This window comes from Candidatus Igneacidithiobacillus taiwanensis (assembly GCF_031962545.1).
GTDB classification, from domain to species: domain Bacteria; phylum Pseudomonadota; class Gammaproteobacteria; order Acidithiobacillales; family Acidithiobacillaceae; genus Igneacidithiobacillus; species Igneacidithiobacillus taiwanensis.
The window spans coordinates 1-22,580 of sequence record NZ_JAVRKK010000029.1 but is presented as its reverse complement, the minus strand read 5'-3'; the positions used below and the strand labels follow the sequence as shown (position 1 = coordinate 22,580).

Below are 22,580 nucleotides of genomic sequence, written 5' to 3'. Positions count from 1 at the left end.
AACGTAAGCGCTCGCTCTGCGGCGTTCTTTTCTTGTCCGTGATCGTTGTCCAAACTGTCGCCTCTGTTGTTTTTTGGAGGGTACGATCATGGATACAGCAAATAGCAACAACGGTGATAGGGCGGCATACTGGCAGGCGGTGGTGGACGAACAGAAGAACAGCGGATTGTCGATCCCACGCTTTTGTACAGAGCGAGGAGTCGTTCTTTCCCAGTTTTATTACTGGCGCCGCCGGCTGGTGCCGGCTGAGGGTTCCCTACGCGAGCTGGGCGCTGGTCAAAGCCCCGCTTTCGTAGAGCTCGAGTTGGACCGACAGGGCGCTGCCGGGGCGCATCTCCCCTTGGAGATTCGCCTGGACCTAGGCGCGGGCTGTACCCTTTCCATTCGCCGGGGCTGAGATGTTTTTCCCCGAGGGCCGAATCCGGGTGTTTCTTTGCCAAGCGCCGGTGGACATGCGCAAGTCCTTCGACGGGCTCTCGGCCTTGGTGCGGAATACCTTGGGCCAGGACCCGTTGTCGGGGCATTGCTTTGTCTTTGTGAACCGCCGCGCTACCCAGATCCGGGTGCTGTACTGGGATCGGACCGGCTACAGCCTCTGGGGAAAACGGCTAGAGCGCGGGCGCTTCTGGGACTGGCGCAAGCCACCGGCTGCAGAGTTGGACTGGACCCGATTGAAGCTCCTGCTGGAGGGCATCGAGGTGGGGCGACAGCGGCGTCGATATCATCGCCAAGACCGCGAAAAACTTGCAGAAACGGCAAGGTAATGCTATGATTCTGCAATGGAAACGGCAGAAATCCCGGTACCTAAAACCTACCCCGAAGCCCTCGCTGCCTGGCAATTGCAACGGGCGCTCAATGCCGCCATCCGGGAAGAATTCGAAGCAAAATTCCAAGACCTGCAGCGGCAACTCGATTGGTTCCGCTGCCAGCTCTTCGGCCAAAAAAGCGAACGCCGCGTTCCTCCCCCTCCCGTAGGACAGCTGAGCCTGGGAGAGGACTTTACCGCGGATCCGGCGCCCTCAGCCCCAGTGCGCAGCGTCGCCGCCCATACCCGTGTGGCACCGAAGCGCCCGGAAGAGCGCGCCGAGAGCCTGCCTTTCTTCGACGAAAGCAAGATTCCCACCGAAACCATCCTGCTTCCCGCACCCGAGGCAGAAGGCCTCGATCCCAGTGCCTATGAAATCATCGATACCAAGATCACCTATCGGTTAGCCCAACGCCCGGGAAGCTACGTGCTCCTCAAGTACGAACGACCCGTGATCAAGCTCCGGGAAACGGAAACCCTCCACGCTGCTCCGGCGCCGGTCGGCGTGCTGGAAGGCAGCCGGGCTGACGTCAGCCTGCTCGCCGGCGTTCTGCTCGACAAGTTCTTGTACCACATGCCCCTCTACCGCCAACACCAGCGAATGATGGCGCAGGGGCTGCGGGTCAGTCGCTCCTGGCTTACCGAACTCGTGCAGCGGTCCATCCTGCTCTTGTCCCCTATTTACCAAGCCCAGTTCGAGAGCATCCGGCAGTCCCGCGTCCTGACCATGGACGAAACCCCCATCAAGGCTGGCCGATCCGGCAAGGGCAAGATGCACCAAGGCTACTTCTGGCCCGTCTTGGGCGAGCGCCAAGAGATCTGCTTCCCCTATGCCGAAACCCGAGGAACCCTCCATATCCGCAAGTTCTTGGGTCCCCTGGAGCCAGGCACCGTACTCCTCAGCGACGGCTACGCCGCCTACACCCGCTTTCACAAGGAAAGCGAAGGTCTGGTCCACGCACAATGCTGGAGTCATAGCAGAAGAGAGTTCGTCCAGGCCGAAGCTCACGAACCCGAGCGGGTGGCCGAGGCCTTGGAGCAGATCCGTGCCTTCTACCGCATCGAAGAAGAGATTCGGGAGCAAGGTCTCACGGCCGAGGCAAAGCGAGAGTATCGCTACCGCCACACCCGGCCCAGAGTGGCGCAGTTCTTCGATTGGGTAGACCAACAGCTGCTCGATAGAGGGCTGCTACCCAGCAATCCCTTCACCAAGGCTCTTCTCTATGTCCGCAGCCGCAAGGGACCCCTCCAGGTCTTCCTGGAGGATCCCGACGTGCCCATAGACACGAACGGGGTCGAAAGACAGATTCGGCCCATAGCGGTAGGAAGACGAAATTGGATGTTCTGCTGGACAGAGCTCGGAGCCGAGCATCTCGGCATCATCCAGAGCCTCATCAGCACCTGCCGGCTCCAGGGCGTCGACCCCTACGATTACCTCGTGGACGTGCTCCAGCGGGTTGGCACGCACCCCGCCAAAGATGTGGCCCAACTCACTCCCCGATTGTGGAAAGAACACTTCGCCGAGAACCTCCTACGCTCCGATTTATACCGCATCCGCGGACGACACTGAATAACGCCGCGTGGTGACCGCTTACGAACAACAAAAAATAGCCTCTTGCATCTCATCAATCGATGGCTTGATTACCGCAGAATCAAAAAAACTAGACGCCCTCAAAGCCCATAAAAAGGGACTGATGCAGGATCTTTTCCCACGAGAAGGAGAGACGGTTCCGAGACTGCGGTTCCCGGAGTTTAGGGATGCGGGGGAGTGGGAAAAGAAAAAACTAAAGGATGCTTGTGATATTAATCCTGGTGGACAAGATTTACCTGAGAAATTTATTTATATTGATCTGGGGTCAGTTGAATCTGGGACGCTTACTGCTAGAAAAATTATCAATCTAAGTGATGCACCGAGTAGGGCGCAAAGGTTTCTACGCTACGGCGATATAATTTATCAGATTGTTCGACCATATCAGCGTAATAATTTTATTTTTAAGATTAAAGATGGTATTAGCTATGTTGCATCGACAGGTTATGCTCAACTAAGAGCCTATGAGTCAAACGATTTTCTTTATCACGCGGTTCATACTGATAATTTTGTCGCAAAAGTTATTGAAAAATGTACTGGGTCTAATTACCCTGCAATAAATTCATCAGATTTGGCGGAAATATCGATTGTTATTCCTGGCAAAGATGAACAACAAAAAATAGCCGCTTGCCTCTCATCCATCGACGACCTGATTACAGCTCAAGCCCGCAAAGTGGATGCCCTCAAGGCCCACAAGAAGGGCCTCATGCAGCAGCTTTTTCCCGTACCTGATACTATTACTGGGTGAACTAGCCGCTAATCCGTGCGGCATGAGATGACAGGAACAAGGAGCATTCATTGGAAGCCATCCGCACTATCCAACAAGCCATTGACGGCGAGATTCACCTGCAACTGCCCCGTGCCTTTTGGGGCCAGCAGGTCGAGGTCATCGTCTTGACCACTGGTACGCCAGAGGACCAGCCTGCCAAACGGGCCAAGAACAGCCTGCGCGGGGCGTTGAAAAAATATGCCAATCCCTCGTTGATCCCCTTGGAGGAAGGGGCGTGGTTGGCCGATGTGAGTGATTCCCTTCAGGGTAGTTCTTCATGAGTCTGGTGGATGCCAATGTAATTCTGCGGTATCTCCTGGACGATCACCCTGAACTCTCTGCCAAAGCCGCCGAGATTCTGGAACAACAGACCGTCACACTGCCCATCGAGGTAGCCTGTGAAGTGGTCTATGTACTGCAAAAGGTCTACAAGGTAGATCGCCAAGAGATCAAGGCACAGCTTACCAGCCTGCTCCTGGAAGGGTTGGTGCTTATGGATCACTCCGCCCGATTCTTGAGTGCCCTGAAGCTCTATAGCAGCAGCAAGCTGGATTTTGTCGATACCTTGCTATGGGCCAGTCATCTCATCGACCAGGAAACAGTCTTTACCTTTGATGCCAAGCTCCAGCGGAGCATGGGCCAAGCAACAGAGCCATAGGAACATCATGACGGACCACAAACAACTAGGGAACACCCTCTGGGCCATTGCCGACCAACTACGCGGGGCCATGAACGCAGATGACTTCCGCGATTACATGCTCTCTTTTCTGTTCCTGCGCTACCTGTCCGACAACTACGAGGCAGCCGCACAGCGAGAGTTAGGCCCTGACTATCCGGTTTTACCTGATGGGGACCGGCGCACCCCTCTGGCGGTCTGGTATGAACAGAATCCCGGTGACATCGACGCCTTTGAGCAGCAAATGCGCCGCAAGGTCCACTATGTCATCGAGCCAGATTTTCTCTGGGGCAGTATTGCCGAGCTGGCCCGCACCCAAAACTCCGAACTCCTGCATACCCTGCAAGAGGGATTTGACTATATCGAAAACGAGTCCTTTTCCAGCACCTTTAACGGGCTGTTCACCGAGATCAACCTGAACTCCGAAAAGCTCGGCAAAAGCTATGCGGATCGCAATGCCAAACTCTGTACCATCATCACCAAGATTGCCGAGGGCCTGGCGGAATTCTCGACGGAGCGGGATAGCCTGGGGGACGCCTATGAATACCTCATCGGCCAGTTTGCCGCAGGGTCCGGCAAAAAAGCCGGAGAGTTCTATACCCCGCAACAAATCTCTACTATCTTGTCCGGGATCGTGACCCTGGACAGCCAAGACCCCACTACCGGCAAAAAGAAGCATCTGGAGAGCGTCCTGGACTTTGCCTGTGGCTCTGGTTCCTTGTTGCTCAATGTCCGCCACCGCATGGGAGCCAATGGCATTGGCAAAATCTACGGCCAAGAGAAGAACATTACCACCTACAACCTCGCCCGGATGAACATGCTCCTGCATGGAGTCAAGGACTCCGAGTTTGAGATTTACCACGGCGATACCCTCACCAATGAGTGGGATTATTTGCGGGATAGCAACCCGGCCAGAAGTCCCAAGTTTGACGCCGTTGTTGCCAATCCGCCATTCAGCTACCGTTGGGAGCCCACCGATGCCTTGGCCGATGACATGCGGTTCAAGAATTACGGACTGGCACCCAAGTCCGCTGCCGACTTTGCCTTTTTGCTCCACGGCTTTTACTACCTCAAGCCAGAGGGGGTCATGGCGATCATCCTACCCCATGGGGTACTGTTCCGGGGCGGTGCTGAGGAGCGAATCCGCACCAAGCTCCTCAAGGACGGGAACATCGATACCGTCATTGGGCTGCCTGCCAATCTGTTCTTTTCGACCGGCATCCCCGTCTGCATCCTGGTCCTCAAGAAGTGCAAGCGTCCTGATGACGTATTGTTCATCAATACCGCCGAACACTTTGAGAAGGGCAAACGCCAAAATCACTTGCGCCCAGAGGACATCCAGAAGATTCTCGATATCTACCAGTACCGCAAAGAAGAAGAGCGCTATTCCCGCCGTGTTGCTATGCGGGAGATCGAGGAAAATGGCTACAACCTCAATATCTCGCGCTACGTCAGTACGGCAAAGCCCGAAGAGGAGATTGACCTACAAGCAGTCCACCGGGAACTGCAAGAGATCGAGCAAAGCATCCAAGAGGCCAAGGAACGGCACAATGGGTTTTTGCGGGAGTTGGGGTTGCCGGAGTTGCTGTAGCGACAAAGTGACCAGCATCACTGGGCTGGTAATCCTAACAATAGAGCAATCAAGGGAGAAAACATGCAAGCGGTCGCAAACACAAAATCTACAAAGCACACCAAAATCCTGAGCATCCGCGAGATCGCCTGGTGGTGGCTTGGCGATTCGATGAAGGACTATCTACGCGATGATGAAGGCTATGTTTGGGCCGATCTTCCTGTAATCCAGCGGGGCTTTGTCTGGCACGCTAATAAAATCGAGAGACTTTGGGATTCCATAGCTACAGGATTCCCACTTGGTTCTTTAATGTTGCAAAAGCAAAAAGATAGCGATCCGAAAACCGCAAGGAAGGACGGCGCTGATAGCTCAGTGTCGTTGAATCGTTCCAAGATTCGTCCTGGTGAGGAGGAACAGTTCTTTTTACTGGATGGGCAGCAGAGAGCAACCTCCATCGCGTTAGGGTTCAAAGATGTGTGGTCTGTTCCCCAGGCGGTAACGGATGATGGGTGGCGCACACTCTGGGTAGATATTGGCAAGGTGGATTTGGGGGATGATCGGAGTTTTCTCTTCCGCGTTACCAGTAAGTCCCATCCATGGGGCTTTTCCCGCAGCGCTGAAAAAAGCTCCGTACCAACCAGGTTGACAGCCGACAAAATGCGATCAGCCCATACTTTTTTCAAATGGGCAGCGGGGCAGCTTCAGAGCTTTGAGGAGTACAGGAGCCATTTTCCAGAGAACATAGAGACCCTAAAGCCTTATCAAGTTCCTCCATATCTCTCCCTGCCATGGGACTGCGAAGCACCTGTGCCACTACCTTTGTTGATGCAGGTACTGATGGAAGTTGGCAGCATTGACATCAATAGAGTCAAACAGGGGCTGCTCCAAAGGTTGCAAGGATTGGCCTTATGGAGAATCTATAGGGCCAAAACCGAAGATGCCAGTATCAACTTGGGCCTCGATAAGATGGAGAGAGTTGATCAGATCTTGGGCGGCACCGATAGTGACGCTGGGACTGCATTTGAGATACTGATCAATGGCTTGGACTCGGCACTAAGTGTAGCTGAGATTCCCGCTCCAGTTCTTGATATTGATACGGTAGAGAGTGAGCACAACCCATCGGACAGTCAGAGTGAAAACAAAAAAGACGATAACGACCCGGCCTTCAACCTTTTTGAACGGATCAACACCCAAGGGACCGCTCTCACAGCCGAGGATATTAATTACTCGATGCTCAAGTCTGCATGGCCCGATGCTGCAGAAGTAATTGAGGATATTCTTAGGGATAAATACTTAACTAACCCAACAAAAATGGCCTCTATCCTTGTGCGGTTGGTACTCTTGATGGATACCAACGAAAAGAAAAGAGAGGTAACTACAGGATTAAACATATCTCAATTTAGAATTGCCAAGAGAAAATACGAAGAATCAGGCAAATCCCTAGGTGAGAGAGTTAAAGAATTAGCCTCTGACGCTGTCAATCTGTTATGGGAGACCTTTGTAATTAAAGGAGAGCAAGCAAGTGTAAACGACTGGCGCTTGCCTTCAGTGCTTGCTGTAAACCTTATTAGGGAGAATGATTCTCTAATAATAATTCTTATTCTATGGTTGCTCTATACTGAAAAGTATCTCCGACATCGATTAGATTCTGAGCAATATTATAGAAGAGCGCTCGGATTCATTACTGCTATCGCGTGGTTTTCGCCAGACAAAGCAACTTGTGCTAATATTATTGGAGATAATCTTATAGATATAATCCAAGACGGTAACGCTGAAAATCGGGAAGCAGATCTGTTAAACTTTTTTTGCAGAGAGAACTATAAACAATTATTATGCCACACAAAGGATAGAGCCGCAGCTTGGCTACCGGAACCTTCTGAGTTCAACAAGCTGCTGCTAACATACAAAAAAAAGAAACAAAAATATTTTTGGCATCTATACTTTGAAGATGTAGTTGAAGGTGGGAATAGCCTTATAAACACATTCATTGAAAAACAATCTAAACTAAATAATAAGAATGTTGCATATAAGCTATTTGAAAACCTGATCCAGAATCGACGACTGCTATTTTATGCGCAAAGAGTTTTTGTAAATAACGCCTTTTCATGGTTTGACCCAACAAAGATCGACCGAATAGAAGATCATAATGTTCCCTGGGATCTTGATCATATCCTTCCCTCAAACTGGTTCGATAATCGCTCCACTTATGCGCCTGTACCTGAATATCTAAAACCTTGGAGGAACAGTAATGGCAATATGAGAGTCTGGCCTGCAGAGGCCAATCGATCAAAAGGCGATGACTTTGTATTAGAGCAGGATCTTCAGTTGCCTGAATATGGTCTTAGCTACACAAATCTGCTAGAGAATTGCTGCATACCGGGAAATTCTGAGTTTCTGATACTGGCAAAACTAAGGAAAAATGATTTTTTTGCTAACGAATTTGAAGCTAATTGTGATAGGTTTTTGCAAGCTGCAATTCATCGAACATTTTTTATTTATCAGTTATGGTATCAAAACCTTGATATAAGTAGCTTTTGTCCAACACTAACGCAAGATTGTGATAAAATGGGATAAGCAATGTCTCCTGAACTACAGAAAAAACTTATCGATGATCACCCTGAGCTTTACCGTCATGAGTTACCATTCGGCATTGAATGTGGCGATGGTTGGTTTGATCTTCTAGATCAACTCTCCTCCCAACTCGAATGCCTGGCTGGGGATATTCCAAAAAACTCAGAGCACTATCCCTTTGCCACCCAGGTCAAAAGCAAATTCGCTTTTCTTTGCTGGTACGGTGAAAACCTGACAGATGAGATGGAGGCCACAATCGAGGAGGCTAGTCAGCGCTCTAAAGTCAAATGCGAGACCTGCGGCAAGCCTGGTAAGGTAGTCCAGAAAAAACGATGGTATGTAGTTTGTTGTGAAGAGCACGCTTGAGTTGGAGGTTGAACCCCAGAATATGAATTATGTCTATGCTAGCGCCTCACCACATTCTCCACAAAAGCGCCATTTTTGCTCAACAGGGGTTCCGCATTGCGGGCAAAACTTGGGGCGCTTGGAATTTGTCTGCGTAGGGGAGGACGGAGCAGCTACCACTACATCGGTATCCTGTTTGCGGATTGCCTTTACCAGTGATTCGCCGGATAGGTGGGTGTAGCGTTGCAGCATCTGGGCGGTTTTGTGGCCGGTAATGGCTTGGACGACGGCGGCATTGTTTCCCTGCTCAAAGAGGCGACTGGTGGCTTCGTGGCGTAGGTCATGGAATCGTAGGCCATCTATACCGGCTACCTTGAGGGCTTTGAAAAAAGATGCCCGCATACCGTCTTGGTTGAGGTAGCTCCACACGCGGGCCGTATGCTTGGTCTTGGCATGTTGACGGCGCAGGGCCTCTTCGGCCCTCTCGGACAGCGGGATGATTCGCCCTCTTTTGGTTTTGGTAATCTCTGCAGGCAGCTTGATGGTGTGCTTGTCAAAATCCACCCATGACCACTCCAGGGCGAAAATTTCCCCCTGACGCATGGCGGTTTCAATGGCGATAATAACGAAATCGGCCAGTTCTGGGTTTTTGGCAGCACAAGCGGCTAACATTCGCTCTTCTTCGTTACCGACCAGGCGGCGATCTCTAGCATCCTCTACTTTGGGTTTGCGGACTAGCTGGGCGGGGTTGATCAGGTCGGTGAACCCCCACTCTTTGCGGGCAATGTTGAACAAGTGGGAGATAACCGCAACATAAAGCCGGATACTACTAGCGGATTGCCCCGCCTTTTCCAAAGCACGGATCGCAGCGGCCAGTTGCATACTGTTAAAACTGGAAAAGGGGGTTGTTTGCCAGATGCTACTTTGCCACCAACGAATGATGCCCTCATCTCGCCGGATGGTTTTTTTCGCTTTGCTTGGCAATACCTCTGCTTTGTATCTCTCCAAAGCTGCTTTGAGGGTCAAATCCCTAGCCAACAGGCTTTGATAGACTTGTTCGGGTGCCTGGGTATCCCATTTTGCTTCTACCTGCGTTGCCCACGCCAAGGCTTCTGCCTTGGTATCAAAGGTCTTGGAGATGGATGGATAACCCGTTTTGCGAATCTGCGCCCGCCAGTATTTGCCACTCTTGAAAACCGATGCCATCTGCTCACCTTGTTATCATGGTATACCATGATTGTTGCCATAGGTGAGAGAAGAATCAAGCGAGAAAAATAGTACTACAGGATGCGATCTGCACCGCTTAAAATCCGCAGGTATAAGCCCCCTGCACGGCCTGTGTAGTTCTTCTCAAATTGGGTAGTTTTTGGTGAAAAATAGTAACATCCAGTAAACCAGAGTAAAACAGGAAAATCAGTTGATTAGAGCTAACTACATGATTACAAAAGAGTTTTTTTTACGCAATCATAATCCGCGTGTCCGGGGTTCGAGTCCCTGAAGCGCCACCAATAAATCAATAAGTTACGTTAGTTATCCGGTTCCTCCCCATCGCTGCTGTGACATGTTTGTGACGTGCTGCTTTTGGTCTCCACCTGGGCGTTCCCTGCGTAAAGATGGAGATGCTCAGGGGCCAAGTGAGCGTATCGACGCACCATCTCCACAGACTCCCACCCGCCAAGCTCCTGAAGGGCGTGCAAAGGCGTGCCCGCCTGAACATGCCAGCTTGCCCAGGTATGTCGAAGATCGTGCCAGCGAAAATCCGAAATACCAGCCCTGCGTAGAGCCTTACCCCAAGCCCGTGTGTTTGTTTGCAAGACGGGATTCCCTTGATACGTAAAAACGTATTGCGGGTGCTTACCCTTTTGTCGCTTCAGAATCTGCACGGCCTGATCGTTTAGTGGCACACCTATTGCTTTTTTGGCTTTCGCCTGATCCGGATGAATCCAGGCAACACAACGATCCAGGTCTAGCTGTGACCATTGCAAACCAGTTACATTTGCTTTACGCAGCCCGGTAACTAGGCTGAATTCTGCCATGTCGCGAAGATGGGCAGGAAGCTCGTTTAACAGTCTTTGTGCTTCGTCCTTGGTTAGCCAACGAATGCGACGCTTTGGCTCTGGAAGTTGGCGCAACATCGGTGCTTGAGGAATCCAACCCCATTCAACGGAAGCTCGCAATATCGACCGGATCAAGGCTAAGTATCGGTTGGCCGTTGCTGGCGTGGTTTCTTGCCTTTTTTGGTGAACAATGTTCAGCACGGTTTCGCGATCAATTTTTTTGAGCGGAACACCGCGAAGAAATGGCTGCAACCACCGCAATTTTTCTATGTCGTGTTTGAAATCGGCTTTATGTGTGTGTTCTTTGAGCCATCTGGCACCCGCATCGTCCCAAAGATAATCTGGGGTTTCGTTCAGTTCCGCTTGACGCCAGAGATCGGATTTAAGTCTGTCATGGAGTTCCTGGGCTTGAGTTTTGATGGATGTGCGAGCAGATCGTCTAATTCGCTGACCTTTCGGAGTGGTAATATCGATCCACCAAGTTTTTCCTCTTTTGTAGAGCATGAATCCTCGGGTTTGTGCATCACCTGATTTTCAGGATAGAGGGACTGGAGATAGGCGACAAGATCGTCCTCCAGGAAGGCCCAGCACTTCCCCGGCTTGGCTCCCCGGACTTCGCCTCGGGCAGCTTTCCTGCGCAATGTCTCCTTGCTGACCTTGAGAAAAGCTGCGGCTTCCTCAAGGTCCAGGGTCCGTCTGTAGGGATATGGTGCAGGCATGGCAAATCTCCCTCACATGGGGTGGTGCGGCATGAAAACGGGGCCGCCTGCCGGTGGGTGGCGAACGCTCACGACAAGGCCCTCCCCAAGGCATCCAGTAAGGCAGCCTCATCCAGATCCAAGGGACGGTCCAGACCCGCTTTCTCGAAGATCAAGTCGATCATCTCGCCTGATAGCACGACCGTGAGGGAGTCAATCCGGCCCCGGTCAGTCTGTTCCGCCGCCGTGTCCGGCCTGGCTTCTGGCTCCTGTGCATCTTGCCGCTCGAATCTGGTCCGATTGGGCTCTGACTCCAACTGGTCCGCTGCCGGGCTCCAGCTTGTCGGAACATCCTCAACGTCCCCGGCATCGCCTGAATCTTCCGCTGTATCCTGATCGCTGGGCCGGGAACTGGCCGGGGTTTCGGCTTCCCAGCCTGGCTCTGACTTTTGGTCGGCATGGTCCGATCGGGCGGTGGTACTCGCCAGGGCATCGGCAAGGCTCATGCCGCCCTGCACCCGTGCCAGCGCCGCCGCCTTCTCGGGATCGGCTTGCCAGGATTGGAGCGTCCGCAAGTCGCTCAGAGATAAGCTTCGCCCCTGGAGTTGCAGCGCAGCCTCCAGTTCATAGCGGTCGGCTTCCTCATTCAGCAAGGCGCGAGTGTAGGGCTCGCCTTGGGCAATCCGCACGCGCACTGCCTCCAGAATGGCTTGCCGTTCATCGGCGAGCCAGGGCTTCATGCGCAGCAGATCGCGTTGACCAATCTCATCGATCGGCATACCGATCCGATTAGAAATCTCCAGGGCTTCGGGGCTGGCAACATTCAGAATTTGCTGCAACCATCCCAGAGATCGTCCTAGCCGCCGAGCCAACTCCCGCATAGGTACGCCAGTCTCATCCATGAGCTTTTGCAGTGCCCTCGCGGTATCCAGCGGACTCATATCTTCCCGCGCCAGATTTTCCACCATCTGCATTTCCAGCCGGTCATGTTCCGACTCGGGAGCCACCAGCACTGCCGGAATCCGTGCCAGGTCATACCCCTTGCGCTGACAGGGCTCCCCCGATTGCAGGGCGATTTTGGCGGCACGCCAGCGCCGCTCGCCGGTGACGATGCGATAGCGGCCACTGCCCAGAGAGCGCACGGTAATGGGCTGGATGACGCCGTGCGCCAGGATGCTGCCCGCCAATTCCTCCAGTCCATGCGGGTCATCCCCATCGGGCATCCCCGAGATGCGCCGTGGCTGGTCGGGGTCCGGCTCGATGGCATCCAGCGGCAGGAACTGATAGACCGATTGGGGCTTGTCCGTGGGCTTTTTGGCTACAGCGGCCTCCAGGTCCTGGATTGCCATCCTGGTGACATTGTTCTGAATCGCCTTGCTGATATCGACCTTAGCCATGTGCTGTCTCCTCCTGGGTTTCTGTGTCGTCTGCCGCCAAAACCTGTTCTGTGAGCTTCTTGCAGACCACCGCCCACATTGCCGCTGCGGGGTCACTGCGGTCGTAATCCCATACTGGCTTTCCGTCTTTCAGGGCATTGGGAACGAGGGTGCGTGCCGTCAATTCTTCCGGAAGCATGTGCGGCCCCGCCGCAGGGGAACGGCGGAGCGTGTCCAGAATCGCTTCCTGATGGGTAGAGTTCTTGATGCGCTTGTTGACCACGAGCCGCAGGGCCAGAGGAATCTCCTGGGAAATGTTCGTCCAGATTTGCAGCAGGCCTGCGAGACCCTGGATTGCCTGAATCTCCGGCTCCAGAGGAACCACCAGCAATCCGCCCTGTTGCATGGGAACCACCTGCCGTGCCCCCACGGCGGGCGGGGTGTCGAACACCACCAGGTCGTAATCAAGAGAGTGCAGCCGGTGCAGTGCTATTTGAGCCTCTTCCTCGGATTGCTTTTCCACCTCAGCCGCGAACTCATTGCCGGGCAGCACGTCAAACGACATGCGCGACGCAATGGGCTTGGGAACGGGCGATTCATCGTCCCACAGATCCAGAACCGTGCCCTCTTCGTATCGCGCTCTCCCGGTTGCCAGAAAGGTCGCGTTTCTTTGGCCGTCGAGATCGACCAGCAGCGTTCGTACTCCCCTGGCCCGCGCGGCGTATTCCGCGATGTGCAGGGACATGGCGGTTTTCCCAACCCCGCCCTTCTGGTTCGTTACCGTGATGAACTTCATGAGGAATCCCCCTTGTTCGCAAGAGCTTTCGCCCGCCGTTCCCGTTCGTAGGCAGGCGGATATTGATACCAGGCCCACCAGTAGAGCATCGTGTAGCAGAGGCTCGACACGCTGATCTTTTCCTTGGCGGCCAGGGCCTCCAGCCGCATGGCGGTCTCGTACCGGACACGCACGTTAGCTTGCATCCAGCCCGTGACCGTTTTGCTGCCTCTATCCAAGATCCCGAAAGTCCGATCCTGGTTTGGCCGCCAACGGAGGCCAGATTTCCACGGCGCTTCGCGCAGGAACTGCTCCGCGCAGTCCTGAACCATGGACTTAAGCGTCTTTCCCAGGGCAAAGGCCAGCGCCTTGGTGTACAGGTGCAGCTTCACGGGCAGGCGGGTAGCGACTTCGGCATACCGACTGCCCCCTGCTTGCCGCACACGCAGGGGCTCCGGCTCCGTTGGTACCGCACTGGGGGTATAAGCACTGAACGAGGCTGCCTCATTTGCGTAGCCCTGATGCTTTTTGGAAAGCCCCATCAATCCCCCTTCCGTAACCAGAATTGACTGCCGGGGATGATCCAGTACGGTTGTGCCGCTTGCAGAATATGGCCCTGAGACACCGGCCCGTAATAGCTGGAATCGAAGGCATAGTTCCCCGGCGCATAGAGCCAGACCTGACCGCTTTTGAGGTGGTAGGTGCCGAATGGGTAATGAATGATGGCGCTCCGGCCACCCGGGGTGCGCCGGTCCACACGCGAATTGGGCAGGTAGCGACCGTCTACCCAGACTCCCTGACGGGAGAGCGTGACCGTCTGGCCGGGCAATGCCCCGATTTGCTTGATCCAGGGCTGGTTTTGGGGAAACCAGTGATCCCGGAGACCTTCGGCCACCGCAGGATGCGTGGTGGGATCGGGAAGCTCGACTTCCACCAGTTCCCCATCGTGCAGCGGATAGGGATTGCCGATGAGCCGGTAAAGCCCTAATGGCTCACAGGTGGACTGGTTCAATACCAGGCGCTCGTGCTGCATCCAGATCCCCACACCAGCGGCCAGGCACAGCAGGGTGATGGTTGCCCAGAACCACCACCAAAGCAGCCGTTTTCCCCAAGCTCTGGCGTTCTTCACAGGCCCCTCCAGTGCTGATCAAAGGGGCGAAGGCCACGAGCCGACACGCAGGCATCGGCAGCATATTGGGGTCGGTATTTCGAGAGCATCCGCTCCGAACGCTCGCTCAAATAATCCGGGCCACGCTCTGCGATTACGGCCCGCTCCACGACGGCTGCGGGTATGCCAAAGCGCAGGGAAGCCCGGCGAAAGACCTGCTTCTTGGGCATGTCGGTACGGTCGAGCACCCAGCAGGCCCAGCGTACCGCCTCATGTATTGCCGCGTTTTCTCTACCGTTCATGAATAGTTCCCCTTGTCCCGTAGCCGGTCCCGAATTTCCTGCACCTTCCTTCCGTGGCGATCCAGAACCCAGGCCATGGGAACAAAGAACAGCCGGAACGGAAGGAAAAACAGGGTTTCCAGATGCGTGGCGGTCCAGAGCAGGACCCCGGCCACCTTGCGGGGGCCGGGACGCTCGAAGTACCGGATCAGTGCAGCATCCCATTTTCGGAATAGCGCTTTCGCTTTCATGCACTGGGTATAGACCGAGCGGGTCTGAGATAGCGCAGGCATCATTGGTTCACCGCGAAGAGAACGGGCACCCCCAGAAAAGCTCCCCAAGCCTTGGCAGATGCCCGCTGAATCGCCGGGATGTCTGTGCCCCTGGCCCACCAGTCGTTTGCGGGAGCCAGGAGGATTTGTGGCCGTTGGAACGCCAGATTCAGCGCAGGCCACATCAGCAGTTGCTCGTAACAAATCAGATACCCCGCCCGCAGGGTCCCCACCTTGGTCATTTCCGGTTTCCGGGAAAAGGGAGCCATGCGAAAACTTCCCTCGGGTTGCCAGGGGTGCCACATGGAGAATGGGACGGGGATATGATCGGGGAGCACATGGGTCTGTCCATCGTGGATCTGCACGAGCGCGTCAACGTAGCCGCGACCGTGGGGGGCGAAGGTCCCCACAAAAACCGTCTGGCTCCTGTGGGCGGCAGTCCAGCGAACCACAGGCCTCCAAATGGCTTCTGTCCCGGCACACCAGGGGCCAGCTACCATCTCTGGCAGCAGAACGACATGAACACCCTTGTGCAGCAACGCCATGGTGCCACGCTCCAGCCGCATCGAGGCCTCGATGTAGGACAGTGGCGAATCCAGATGCCCCAGGTTGGTGTTCACCCCTACCCATCCAACAGGGGCGTGAGAACCTGCCGCCAGCGCGAATGAGCCCGCCCACAAGGTGGCCGTTGTGCTGAGTCCAATCGCCAGTCCCGCAGCCGCCTGTTTCCGGCCCAGGGTTGCGAAGGCGATTCCCAGAATCACCAGCATGACACCCGCCCATCCCGCTGAAATAGCGCCCAGCCAGGGCGAGGTCCATCCGATGATTCCCAGCGGAGGGAAGATGGTGGAGATGGCGGACAGAAAAACCGTGGTCAACACTCCGGCGAAAGGTGCCGGAAGCAACGAAATGGCTTGTTTGAAAATACGGCCATAGAAAAGATAAGGGAGCGCGAAGATCAGCGAAGAACCAGCCCAGAAGGCCAAGCCCAGAAATACACCGGCAGTGGGGAAGAAAACCGCCGTCCCATGAATCAGCCCCCAAGTCGTTGCCAGGTGATAGCCGAGCATCAGCAGAAACGGTCCTGCCCAGCCACGGGAAGCAACGACGGGAATCGCCACCAATGCTGCCGGAGCCAGCCAAATGGCGTGAGGCCAGGCGAACCAGCCGATAGCAGTGCCGATCAGAAACGGGGGTAGGTGATGGGTGACTTGCTTCATGTCTGGGTATAGACCGACAGAAGCCGAGATCGCGAAGCGGGCGAGTTTCCGAAACTCACTCCCCGTCGCCGAGGAGAGCGCAGGCCTCACGCCAAAGCCAACGACACGGCAGTGACTGCCCGGCAGTCACCCCATCGCCGGGGATGCAGGCGAAGCGAGGGCTGCATCACGGCTCTCAAAAACCGACAACCACCGCTCTATTTCCTCTTTATCTTGCGTTCCAATCTGAGTGGGGTAGTAGCTCCCAACAATTCGCTTCGTGGGGAACGTGCCAGGTTGGGTGGATCAACTTGGAGCCTTCGGCAGGTGGCTGCCGGGCAGCCACCCCATCGCCGGGGAGGCAAGCGAAGCGGGCACTGCGACACAGCGGGTGGAATCCCGGATTCCACCCGCAGCACGGGGATGAGTAGGCATTGATTTTCTCCGGGGCCTGACTTACCCTGAGGTACATGAGATTCGTGGAACTTGATTCGCAGAGGTTGCAGGCTGCCGAGAGGGAGTGGTCGTCGGCGGTAGGCGGCGAGTATTACTCTGATACAATACAGAACATATTGCAATCAAACAGTTATGGCAGAATATCTGATAGGCCTTCTTACCAGCCTACCTATTATGGCGTTGAGGATGATGGGCGCCTTCTTGCCCTCGTTCAAATTGTGGTTTCCGGCCACGGGGTTCTAAAAACCTTTAAGGTCCTTGACTTATTGTTGGCTCCTGGAAGTAACGCTTTCGAGAAAAGGGTTCGCGTCAAAATTGTCGTGAATGTTGTGGTTGGAATTCTCGCTTTGGCCAGCAGCCTAACTGAGGATGGAAAAAAAATACGGGTTGTGAAGATCTACGGTCGATCCAGTGAGATTTTGAGCGTTCTGAAGGTGATGGCCGAAGAACTGGCCGATGCAGTCGAGGAGATAGGTTTTGGTGTTGCCATGGAGGGTGGATGGCTGTCTTTCTACCCCGTGGCTAAGGTTGAAGAGGAGATGGAATGATTAAGACATTTACCACAGGTGCTGATGTCTCGTGGTTTCGGATGTTTCAGAAAAAGCACGAACAAGCTCTTATCCGTCGATTGGAGGATGTCCTCACTAAGATTGAGGATGGCGGAGTTAATCTAGGTGATGTTTTTTCTGCGCCGCCTGAATCCGAAGATATGCGGCGCGCTGCGTAGTGCGTGCTGTTGTTTGCTGTCGCTTCAAGCGACCTATCCGAACTCTTTGCTCGGCAATCCGGTAGCCCGCTTCAAGACCAGTAGCGGATAGTAGTTCTCGTCTCGTACTGTCCCTGCGGGCCAGGGGAAAAGCCCAATCACGGAGAATCCGACGAAGATGGGAATGGCAAACAGATTGGCGAAAGTGAAAATCCAGAGAGGCGCCGTTGTCGGCAACGACAACTCCTGCCACATGCCCGTGAAGTTGACCAGCAGCCCGCCAACCAGGGCAGATGCAAAAAACCCCAATCCAATCCAGGAAGGCCGCAGACTCGTCACATCAATCCACCGCATGGGTTGAGACACCGGCATATCCTGAATCATCTTGCGCATCCGTCCCCCGCCATCACCGGCGAACAGGGAACCCAGCGTCTCTTTTCTCGGTTCCCGGAGAGGTAACAGGGAAATCATTGCCAGTAGGGCAACACACACCATTTCGCCATCGACGAAGCCCCCTCTCGGGTTGCCAGAAGCCAGGGTTCCTACAAAACAGGCCAGTACCCCAATGACCAGCGGTAACATCAAAAGGCTTGCCCACCTGGGGAAGGCGATGCACCGCAGAAAATACTCCCGCGCGAGCCTCTGGGCCTCCCAGTTTGATGATGTGTCCTTGCCTACAGCACCGCGCGCTGCGCGGAGCATGGTGGCGAGCCCATATCCATCACCCACCATCCAGTACATCATCCAGAATGCCGCCGCTCCGGCAGCCCCATCGTATGCTTGCATAACCTCCACCTTTCGGCCAAGAGCGTAGATCGGGCACTCCAATCAGAACCGCGATAACCAGCCCTTGGCCTTGGCTACCAATCCGCCTGCACCGCCACCGGCCATGGCCCAATCCCGATTGAACTGCGCCTTGAGTTTTTCGAGATCCGCACCATTCAGCAGCAGGCCCATCTCCCGATTGTCCTCAAGACTCGTCTGGGTGAAGTTCTCGGAGCCGATGAACGCCAATCTATTACCTACGATCATCTTGGCGTGCATGTAACGAGGCTTGACCGGCATTAGTCGGACTTGGCAGCCATGGTTCTGTAAGAAAGCTACGTCCTGCTTGTCCTGGGCATTGATGCTGGCGGGCAGGATCAGACGAAGATCCTTGCCCTTGGCCGCCAGCGCATCAAGAATGGGTCGATAAGGTCCGAGTTCTTCGCTCTCCACGTCGATAGGGCCGGGCTGATTGATGACCTGGAGCAACTGCGCGGCAGACGTGCCGGGTGAGAGCACCAATGTCTGGTGTACCCAGGCCGGTACTCGCTGACGGTTCCAGTCTGCGTTGAATACAGCCTGAACCGCCCGCACTACATCAACGCTGCGTGTAACATACAGGTATTCCCGATTCCGGTGAAAAGCAGACCAGTCAAAGTTCGCCGTGCCGATCTCGGCTTCGTGGCCGTTCACGCAATACTTCGCGTGATAGAACGCATATCGGTCGCCGTGGCTCACAAAGCGGCTCGGGACATACCGGAAATGCGCTCCCGTCGCTTCAATGGCGCGGACTTCTTTTCGCACCTGCCAGGGCTTCATCCCGTAGGGCTTCGGCTCCACCATGATCCGCACGTCTACCCCACGGCGCACCGCATCGCGGACAGCCGCGAGAATCTTTCGGTCGTCCAGATAATAGACGCCAATATCCAGCTCGTGGTGCGCCGACTGAATAACTTGCATAACCGGGGAGACCCCAGCATTGGGTTCAATGAATAGGGACATCGCTAACCTCCTGGAATATCCGCCGATAAATTAGACCTGGATACACTAGGAACTCGTTGTCGTTCAAAACATCGGCCAGGACGATGGCCCCGTCCTTGCCCTCTGGAGCGATCCCCGCAAACTCTCCGTAGTCGCCGTTGGCATAGCGAAGAAAGGAGAAAATCTCGCATCCGCGATACCAGCCAATCACCGGGCCGTGCTCGCAAACGCGATGGCCTTGTTCTTTCCGCAGCGTCATTCCGCCCACTCCACAATCACCCGCCGCCCCTGCCCCCGGACGATTCGGTATCGCGCCTTCGCAAACAGTCGAGAAATCGAGTAGCACACCGTCGGCATCTAATGCGATTTTCACGATGAAACCCTATCCACGGTTCGAGACTCGGGATGTCTTTCTGCCCAGCGCCAACCATCACACCAGGCGTTCCGAAAGGCGCGGGACCAAGACAAACGCCCGTCAACTTTCCGAATGTCCGCGTAGGGACAACAGAAAATGGATTGCCCATCTCGATACGCCACGACACCCTTCCGAAAAGCCCCCGCCAAAGCAGGATTAACGTATGTATCGCAGGGAGAATCCATAATCACACCCAACCGTTCACATCACCTGTCGTCCACTTCGCTCGCAGCGTTACCCACCGCGCCATGAATGCGCACCATCTTCTCCCTGCGGCCCGCGCAATCCACACAGCGAACCGCCATTACGGCGGCTACGCGAGCCTTGGGGATGATCTCACCGCAATCCAGACAGTAACGATTGCCGCTGCTGTCCTCGTCCGGCTCTTCCATAGGCACGGCCCGAAACCGGGCCAGCGCCAGATCCCGTTCCCGTTGCTCATGCTCTGCGGCAATATCGGCAATATCTCCGTGAATCATGCGATGATCACCCCTCAGAATCGCACACGGGCAAGCTGGCCGCGTGGCTGGCACAGGGGTTCCGCTGTCGTGATAAACGGAATCTCGTCATCCGGGAACTCTTCGGAAGGTGCTGGTTCCATTCCGCCTCCGCCACCACCTTGGTGGCTACCTCGCGGTTCTTGCCCGTCGTCGCGGTGGCCACCCACCAACTGGAGCCGGTCCCCACGAATTTCCGTGGTGTATCGGTCCTGACCGTCCTTGTCGGTCCACTTGCGCGTCTGTAACCGGCCCTCGATGTAGGCTTGGCTACCCTTGCGCAGGTATTCCCCCGCGATCTCTGCCGTCCGGCCCCAGAAAACCACCCGATGCCATTCCGTGCGCTCCTGCTTGTTGCCGTCGCGGTCCTTGAAGGTTTCGGATGTCGCGACATTCAAGGTCGCAACGGCGGTTCCATCCGGCATATACCGCATTTCCGGGTCCCGGCCCAGATGGCCCAAAAGAATCACCTTACAAACTCCTGCCATGACACTCTCCTTTTTCGATTAACCAAACAAACCCAACTGCTGGGTGGGGGCCGAACCGACTGGTTCCCGGCTGGGACCATCCCACCAATCGAGGAGCAGCCTCTTTGTTTCCGACTGATCTCCGTACTGCCTTTCCCAGCGTTCCAGCCAGGCCCTGCGCACCTCTATCCAGTCACGGGGAAGCGACAGCAAGAAGAGGGCGCGATCTTCGGGCTTGGAGAAGTCATACACTGGCATGGGCTTCCGTTGCTGGAGAGTGATGGGTTGCCAAGGTTCCAACACCCCACGCGCTCCAGACGTAGGGCTTTGCGGCCATCAGCCGATAGCCCTTGCGGTGGAGTTCTCGGGGCGTCGCCCAAAAATCGACGGTTCCCTGAATGTGCAACATGGTCTTCCCTGCGATATCCGAACAGCCGAGCACGGGAAGGGATTTGCCGTCGGGGCGGCGGATAATGCCTGCCAGTCGAGGTAACATGATGGCCATCACATCACCGCCTTGTACTGGGTCCACCCATCGGCAGGCATCTCCTCCCAGAGGATGACCTTACGGACCTGCCCGGCCCGGCCAATCATGGCGTTCAGGTCGGTGATGGTGGTAGAGCGATCGAAGAGGAAGGTCAGCACGGCGCCATCCCGATAGGATACGACGACCGCTGACGGATTGTGGCGAGGGGATGCGTGAGGCGTCAGTCCCCGGACAACCCTGTCATTACGGAGGTCAGGCCAGATGCTGGCTGACTCACCATTGATTTTGGCCCGTTGCATGGCGGTAGATCTCCATGTGCCGCGCCCGGGAGGGCGGCTTCGATAGACCATTAAAGCAAAGATTTAATCTGAAATCAAGCCCGGCTTTAATAAGAGAGCACAAAAACGCTTCTATGGCTAGCGCGGCAATGCTTATGATGCTAGGTTAGGCGCAAAAGGTTTACATTGTCCGGGAGAAGGTTTCCTTAGGCTTTGGTAAAAGTTTACATAGGGGCGTGGTTCCACCCTCGTCGGTTTGTGCTACTCTTGTCGGAGAAAGATAGCTCTCAGTCTGGCCCTCTCCCTCCCGCCGAACAGTTCAACCGATACCCGTCCGACGCTCAGAGGGTCATTCTGGAAATGGCCCAAGAGGAGGAACAAAAGCGCAGGATCAGGCCGCCCTTTCCAGAACCTCAGATGCGCCCTGATCTACGGTATGCACATGCACAAATCGCAGGCCGTGCTCATCCGCCTCCCGTTCCACCTCGGCAATATTCTCTCTAACGGAAAGGCGCAAGGCATCGCTCAAGGTAGCGTCGTCAAGCCTTGGGACGGCAAAAATCAGTACATTATTTCGGATACCCGTGTATTCTCTTGCTCTCGCCAACTGCCAGAGCTTTGCTTGGGCGTCTCGCAATCCGTAGCTCTGGTTGCTGGCGGACAACACGCCAAACTGCATAACTGATCGCTCATTGATAAATCCGAATTTCGTCGGTTTCCCGTGCGAGCTTATAGGGATTTTGCGATTGAAGTACTGGCGCCAGTTGGGACGGGATAAAAGCACAGCGTCTCGGACTTGGGTGTAAAACGTCTGAGAGGCTTGCTCTCCTCGCTGAGAGTCTTCCTCTTGGTCCTCATCCCACATCTCCAGCGTGCCCAGACTGGAATACATGAGCACGCAGCTACGCATTGCGTCTTGGAAGGATGATGCGTAGATGTGACGCGGGACTCCGGGGATGAGGCCGGCCACACCGCCCGGTACGGACTCCAAGTTTGGGCTAGAGATTTTGCTCAAGGCCCCCAAACCAAAGTCAATCAACTTCGCAAGTTCGCTCCCCTTTTTGCCATACATGGCCTCCAGGTTTTCATCCCGGATGATTCTCTTGGCTTCAACGGCATTGTCCAGACCAATCATTGCCCCTACCGCCAATCTCTCGCCCGTTCCGCTGACTGGCTCAAGGTAGATGGGGCAAACGTAGGTGTTAGGGGTCATGGCGATAATAGATCTCTGGGCGCCGGGAATCGGTCTAGAATCTGCTGGGCAACTCCGGCTACGCGGCCTGCAATGCGCGTTGCCGCCCATTGAAATCCTACACCGTCTTGGTCTTCGGGTCGAGGTATTGTATGCGTCCACCACCTTTGGCACTGTGGTAGATGTTGGAGGAGGAAGGATAGCGGTGGTTTCTGTCCGAGTCGATGGTGTGGCCGTTCGGCGTTG

General features: G+C 55.0%; 31 protein-coding genes. 12 read left to right on the top strand and 19 right to left on the bottom strand.

What is annotated here, in order from left to right; genetic code table 11:
- The first annotated feature begins 88 nt into the window (after positions 1 to 88).
- The 9 genes from tnpA to RTI30_RS06085 all read left to right on the top strand — a co-directional run bounded on the left by tnpA (position 89) and on the right by RTI30_RS06085 (position 8,345).
- On the top strand, positions 89 to 397 hold the full coding sequence (gene tnpA, locus RTI30_RS06125; RefSeq protein WP_312283454.1) for an IS66 family insertion sequence element accessory protein TnpA: 309 nt from the start codon (positions 89 to 91) through the stop codon (positions 395 to 397).
- Between the two features lies 1 nt (position 398).
- Positions 399 to 764, top strand: coding sequence for an IS66 family insertion sequence element accessory protein TnpB (tnpB, locus tag RTI30_RS06120; RefSeq protein ID WP_312283453.1), 366 nt, complete (start codon positions 399 to 401; stop codon positions 762 to 764).
- Between the two features lie 15 nt (positions 765 to 779).
- Positions 780 to 2,375 (top strand): IS66 family transposase, encoded by a 1,596-nt coding sequence (gene tnpC / locus RTI30_RS06115; protein ID WP_312283452.1) that lies wholly within the window; start codon positions 780 to 782, stop codon positions 2,373 to 2,375.
- A 13-nt stretch (positions 2,376 to 2,388) separates the two neighbouring features.
- Positions 2,389 to 3,141: a restriction endonuclease subunit S gene (locus RTI30_RS06110; protein ID WP_312283451.1), complete on the top strand. Its 753-nt coding sequence runs from the start codon at positions 2,389 to 2,391 to the stop codon at positions 3,139 to 3,141.
- Between the two features lie 50 nt (positions 3,142 to 3,191).
- Positions 3,192 to 3,443 carry a hypothetical protein gene (locus tag RTI30_RS06105; protein WP_312283450.1) on the top strand — a complete coding sequence of 84 codons (252 nt, stop codon included), beginning with the start codon at positions 3,192 to 3,194 and terminating at the stop codon, positions 3,441 to 3,443.
- Positions 3,440 to 3,820, top strand: a complete 381-nt coding sequence (locus tag RTI30_RS06100) for a PIN domain-containing protein (RefSeq protein WP_312283449.1) — start codon at positions 3,440 to 3,442, stop codon at positions 3,818 to 3,820. Before RTI30_RS06105 ends, RTI30_RS06100 begins: the two co-directional genes overlap by 4 nt.
- 7 nt (positions 3,821 to 3,827) lie before the next feature.
- Positions 3,828 to 5,429, top strand: coding sequence for a type I restriction-modification system subunit M (locus RTI30_RS06095; protein WP_312283448.1), 1,602 nt, complete (start codon positions 3,828 to 3,830; stop codon positions 5,427 to 5,429).
- 63 nt (positions 5,430 to 5,492) lie between these two features.
- Positions 5,493 to 7,982: a DUF262 domain-containing protein gene (locus tag RTI30_RS06090; RefSeq protein WP_312283447.1), complete on the top strand. Its 2,490-nt coding sequence runs from the start codon at positions 5,493 to 5,495 to the stop codon at positions 7,980 to 7,982.
- Positions 7,983 to 7,985: 3 nt separating this feature from the next.
- On the top strand, positions 7,986 to 8,345 hold the full coding sequence (locus RTI30_RS06085) for a hypothetical protein (RefSeq protein WP_312283446.1): 360 nt from the start codon (positions 7,986 to 7,988) through the stop codon (positions 8,343 to 8,345).
- Positions 8,346 to 8,378: 33 nt separating this feature from the next.
- Here RTI30_RS06085 and RTI30_RS06080 read toward each other — a convergent pair whose 3' ends face one another.
- From RTI30_RS06080 to RTI30_RS06040, 10 genes are all read right to left on the bottom strand, one after another.
- Positions 8,379 to 9,530, bottom strand: a complete 1,152-nt coding sequence (locus tag RTI30_RS06080; RefSeq protein ID WP_312283445.1) for a tyrosine-type recombinase/integrase — start codon at positions 9,528 to 9,530, stop codon at positions 8,379 to 8,381.
- Positions 9,531 to 9,850: 320 nt separating this feature from the next.
- Positions 9,851 to 10,825, bottom strand: a complete 975-nt coding sequence (locus tag RTI30_RS06075) for a tyrosine-type recombinase/integrase (protein ID WP_409449684.1) — start codon at positions 10,823 to 10,825, stop codon at positions 9,851 to 9,853.
- Positions 10,735 to 11,100, bottom strand: a complete 366-nt coding sequence (locus RTI30_RS14280) for a helix-turn-helix domain-containing protein (RefSeq protein ID WP_409449683.1) — start codon at positions 11,098 to 11,100, stop codon at positions 10,735 to 10,737. The genes RTI30_RS06075 and RTI30_RS14280 overlap by 91 nt, the downstream gene beginning before the upstream one ends.
- A 68-nt stretch (positions 11,101 to 11,168) precedes the next feature.
- Positions 11,169 to 12,476 carry a ParB/RepB/Spo0J family partition protein gene (locus tag RTI30_RS06070; RefSeq protein WP_312283443.1) on the bottom strand — a complete coding sequence of 436 codons (1,308 nt, stop codon included), beginning with the start codon at positions 12,474 to 12,476 and terminating at the stop codon, positions 11,169 to 11,171.
- On the bottom strand, positions 12,469 to 13,251 hold the full coding sequence (locus RTI30_RS06065) for a ParA family protein (protein ID WP_312283442.1): 783 nt from the start codon (positions 13,249 to 13,251) through the stop codon (positions 12,469 to 12,471). The genes RTI30_RS06070 and RTI30_RS06065 overlap by 8 nt, the downstream gene beginning before the upstream one ends.
- Complete coding sequence (locus tag RTI30_RS06060) at positions 13,248 to 13,772, bottom strand: hypothetical protein (protein ID WP_312283441.1); 525 nt, start codon at positions 13,770 to 13,772, stop codon at positions 13,248 to 13,250. Before RTI30_RS06060 ends, RTI30_RS06065 begins: the two co-directional genes overlap by 4 nt.
- Positions 13,772 to 14,359: a S26 family signal peptidase gene (locus tag RTI30_RS06055; protein WP_312283440.1), complete on the bottom strand. Its 588-nt coding sequence runs from the start codon at positions 14,357 to 14,359 to the stop codon at positions 13,772 to 13,774. Before RTI30_RS06055 ends, RTI30_RS06060 begins: the two co-directional genes overlap by 1 nt.
- Positions 14,356 to 14,640 (bottom strand): hypothetical protein, encoded by a 285-nt coding sequence (locus RTI30_RS06050; protein WP_312283439.1) that lies wholly within the window; start codon positions 14,638 to 14,640, stop codon positions 14,356 to 14,358. The genes RTI30_RS06055 and RTI30_RS06050 overlap by 4 nt, the downstream gene beginning before the upstream one ends.
- Complete coding sequence (locus tag RTI30_RS06045) at positions 14,637 to 14,915, bottom strand: hypothetical protein (RefSeq protein ID WP_312283438.1); 279 nt, start codon at positions 14,913 to 14,915, stop codon at positions 14,637 to 14,639. Before RTI30_RS06045 ends, RTI30_RS06050 begins: the two co-directional genes overlap by 4 nt.
- Positions 14,912 to 16,111, bottom strand: coding sequence for a nitrilase-related carbon-nitrogen hydrolase (locus RTI30_RS06040; RefSeq protein ID WP_312283437.1), 1,200 nt, complete (start codon positions 16,109 to 16,111; stop codon positions 14,912 to 14,914). Before RTI30_RS06040 ends, RTI30_RS06045 begins: the two co-directional genes overlap by 4 nt.
- Positions 16,112 to 16,569: 458 nt before the next feature.
- Between RTI30_RS06040 and RTI30_RS06035 the strand changes: the two genes are divergently transcribed.
- On the top strand, positions 16,570 to 17,094 hold the full coding sequence (locus RTI30_RS06035; RefSeq protein ID WP_312283436.1) for a hypothetical protein: 525 nt from the start codon (positions 16,570 to 16,572) through the stop codon (positions 17,092 to 17,094).
- On the top strand, positions 17,091 to 17,273 hold the full coding sequence (locus RTI30_RS06030; RefSeq protein ID WP_312283435.1) for a hypothetical protein: 183 nt from the start codon (positions 17,091 to 17,093) through the stop codon (positions 17,271 to 17,273). The genes RTI30_RS06035 and RTI30_RS06030 overlap by 4 nt, the downstream gene beginning before the upstream one ends.
- A gap of 33 nt (positions 17,274 to 17,306) precedes the next feature.
- Here the strand turns inward: RTI30_RS06030 and RTI30_RS06025 are convergent, their stop codons facing one another.
- The 9 genes from RTI30_RS06025 to RTI30_RS05985 form a co-directional block, all read right to left on the bottom strand.
- Positions 17,307 to 18,038: a hypothetical protein gene (locus tag RTI30_RS06025; RefSeq protein WP_312283434.1), complete on the bottom strand. Its 732-nt coding sequence runs from the start codon at positions 18,036 to 18,038 to the stop codon at positions 17,307 to 17,309.
- A gap of 42 nt (positions 18,039 to 18,080) precedes the next feature.
- Complete coding sequence (locus RTI30_RS06020) at positions 18,081 to 19,019, bottom strand: phospholipase D-like domain-containing protein (protein WP_312283433.1); 939 nt, start codon at positions 19,017 to 19,019, stop codon at positions 18,081 to 18,083.
- A complete protein-coding gene (locus RTI30_RS06015) occupies positions 19,003 to 19,371 on the bottom strand; it encodes a hypothetical protein (protein ID WP_215873915.1) in 369 nt (122 codons plus the stop codon). The genes RTI30_RS06020 and RTI30_RS06015 overlap by 17 nt, the downstream gene beginning before the upstream one ends.
- A 248-nt stretch (positions 19,372 to 19,619) precedes the next feature.
- Positions 19,620 to 19,892 (bottom strand): TraR/DksA C4-type zinc finger protein, encoded by a 273-nt coding sequence (locus RTI30_RS06010; RefSeq protein ID WP_312283432.1) that lies wholly within the window; start codon positions 19,890 to 19,892, stop codon positions 19,620 to 19,622.
- Between the two features lie 14 nt (positions 19,893 to 19,906).
- A complete protein-coding gene (locus RTI30_RS06005; protein WP_312283431.1) occupies positions 19,907 to 20,398 on the bottom strand; it encodes a single-stranded DNA-binding protein in 492 nt (163 codons plus the stop codon).
- An 18-nt stretch (positions 20,399 to 20,416) separates the two neighbouring features.
- Positions 20,417 to 20,635, bottom strand: coding sequence for a hypothetical protein (locus RTI30_RS06000; protein ID WP_312283430.1), 219 nt, complete (start codon positions 20,633 to 20,635; stop codon positions 20,417 to 20,419).
- Positions 20,622 to 20,882 (bottom strand): hypothetical protein, encoded by a 261-nt coding sequence (locus RTI30_RS05995; protein WP_312283429.1) that lies wholly within the window; start codon positions 20,880 to 20,882, stop codon positions 20,622 to 20,624. The genes RTI30_RS06000 and RTI30_RS05995 overlap by 14 nt, the downstream gene beginning before the upstream one ends.
- Positions 20,882 to 21,022, bottom strand: a complete 141-nt coding sequence (locus tag RTI30_RS05990) for a hypothetical protein (protein WP_312283428.1) — start codon at positions 21,020 to 21,022, stop codon at positions 20,882 to 20,884. The genes RTI30_RS05995 and RTI30_RS05990 overlap by 1 nt, the downstream gene beginning before the upstream one ends.
- Positions 21,023 to 21,533: 511 nt before the next feature.
- The gene (locus RTI30_RS05985) at positions 21,534 to 22,277 is read right to left on the bottom strand and encodes a hypothetical protein (protein WP_312283427.1); all 744 of its coding nucleotides are present in this window, start codon (positions 22,275 to 22,277) and stop codon (positions 21,534 to 21,536) included.
- Between the two features lie 76 nt (positions 22,278 to 22,353).
- Here RTI30_RS05985 and RTI30_RS05980 point away from each other — a divergent pair.
- Positions 22,354 to 22,580: hypothetical protein (locus tag RTI30_RS05980; protein WP_312283426.1), on the top strand; the 227-nt coding region annotated here is incomplete at its 3' end.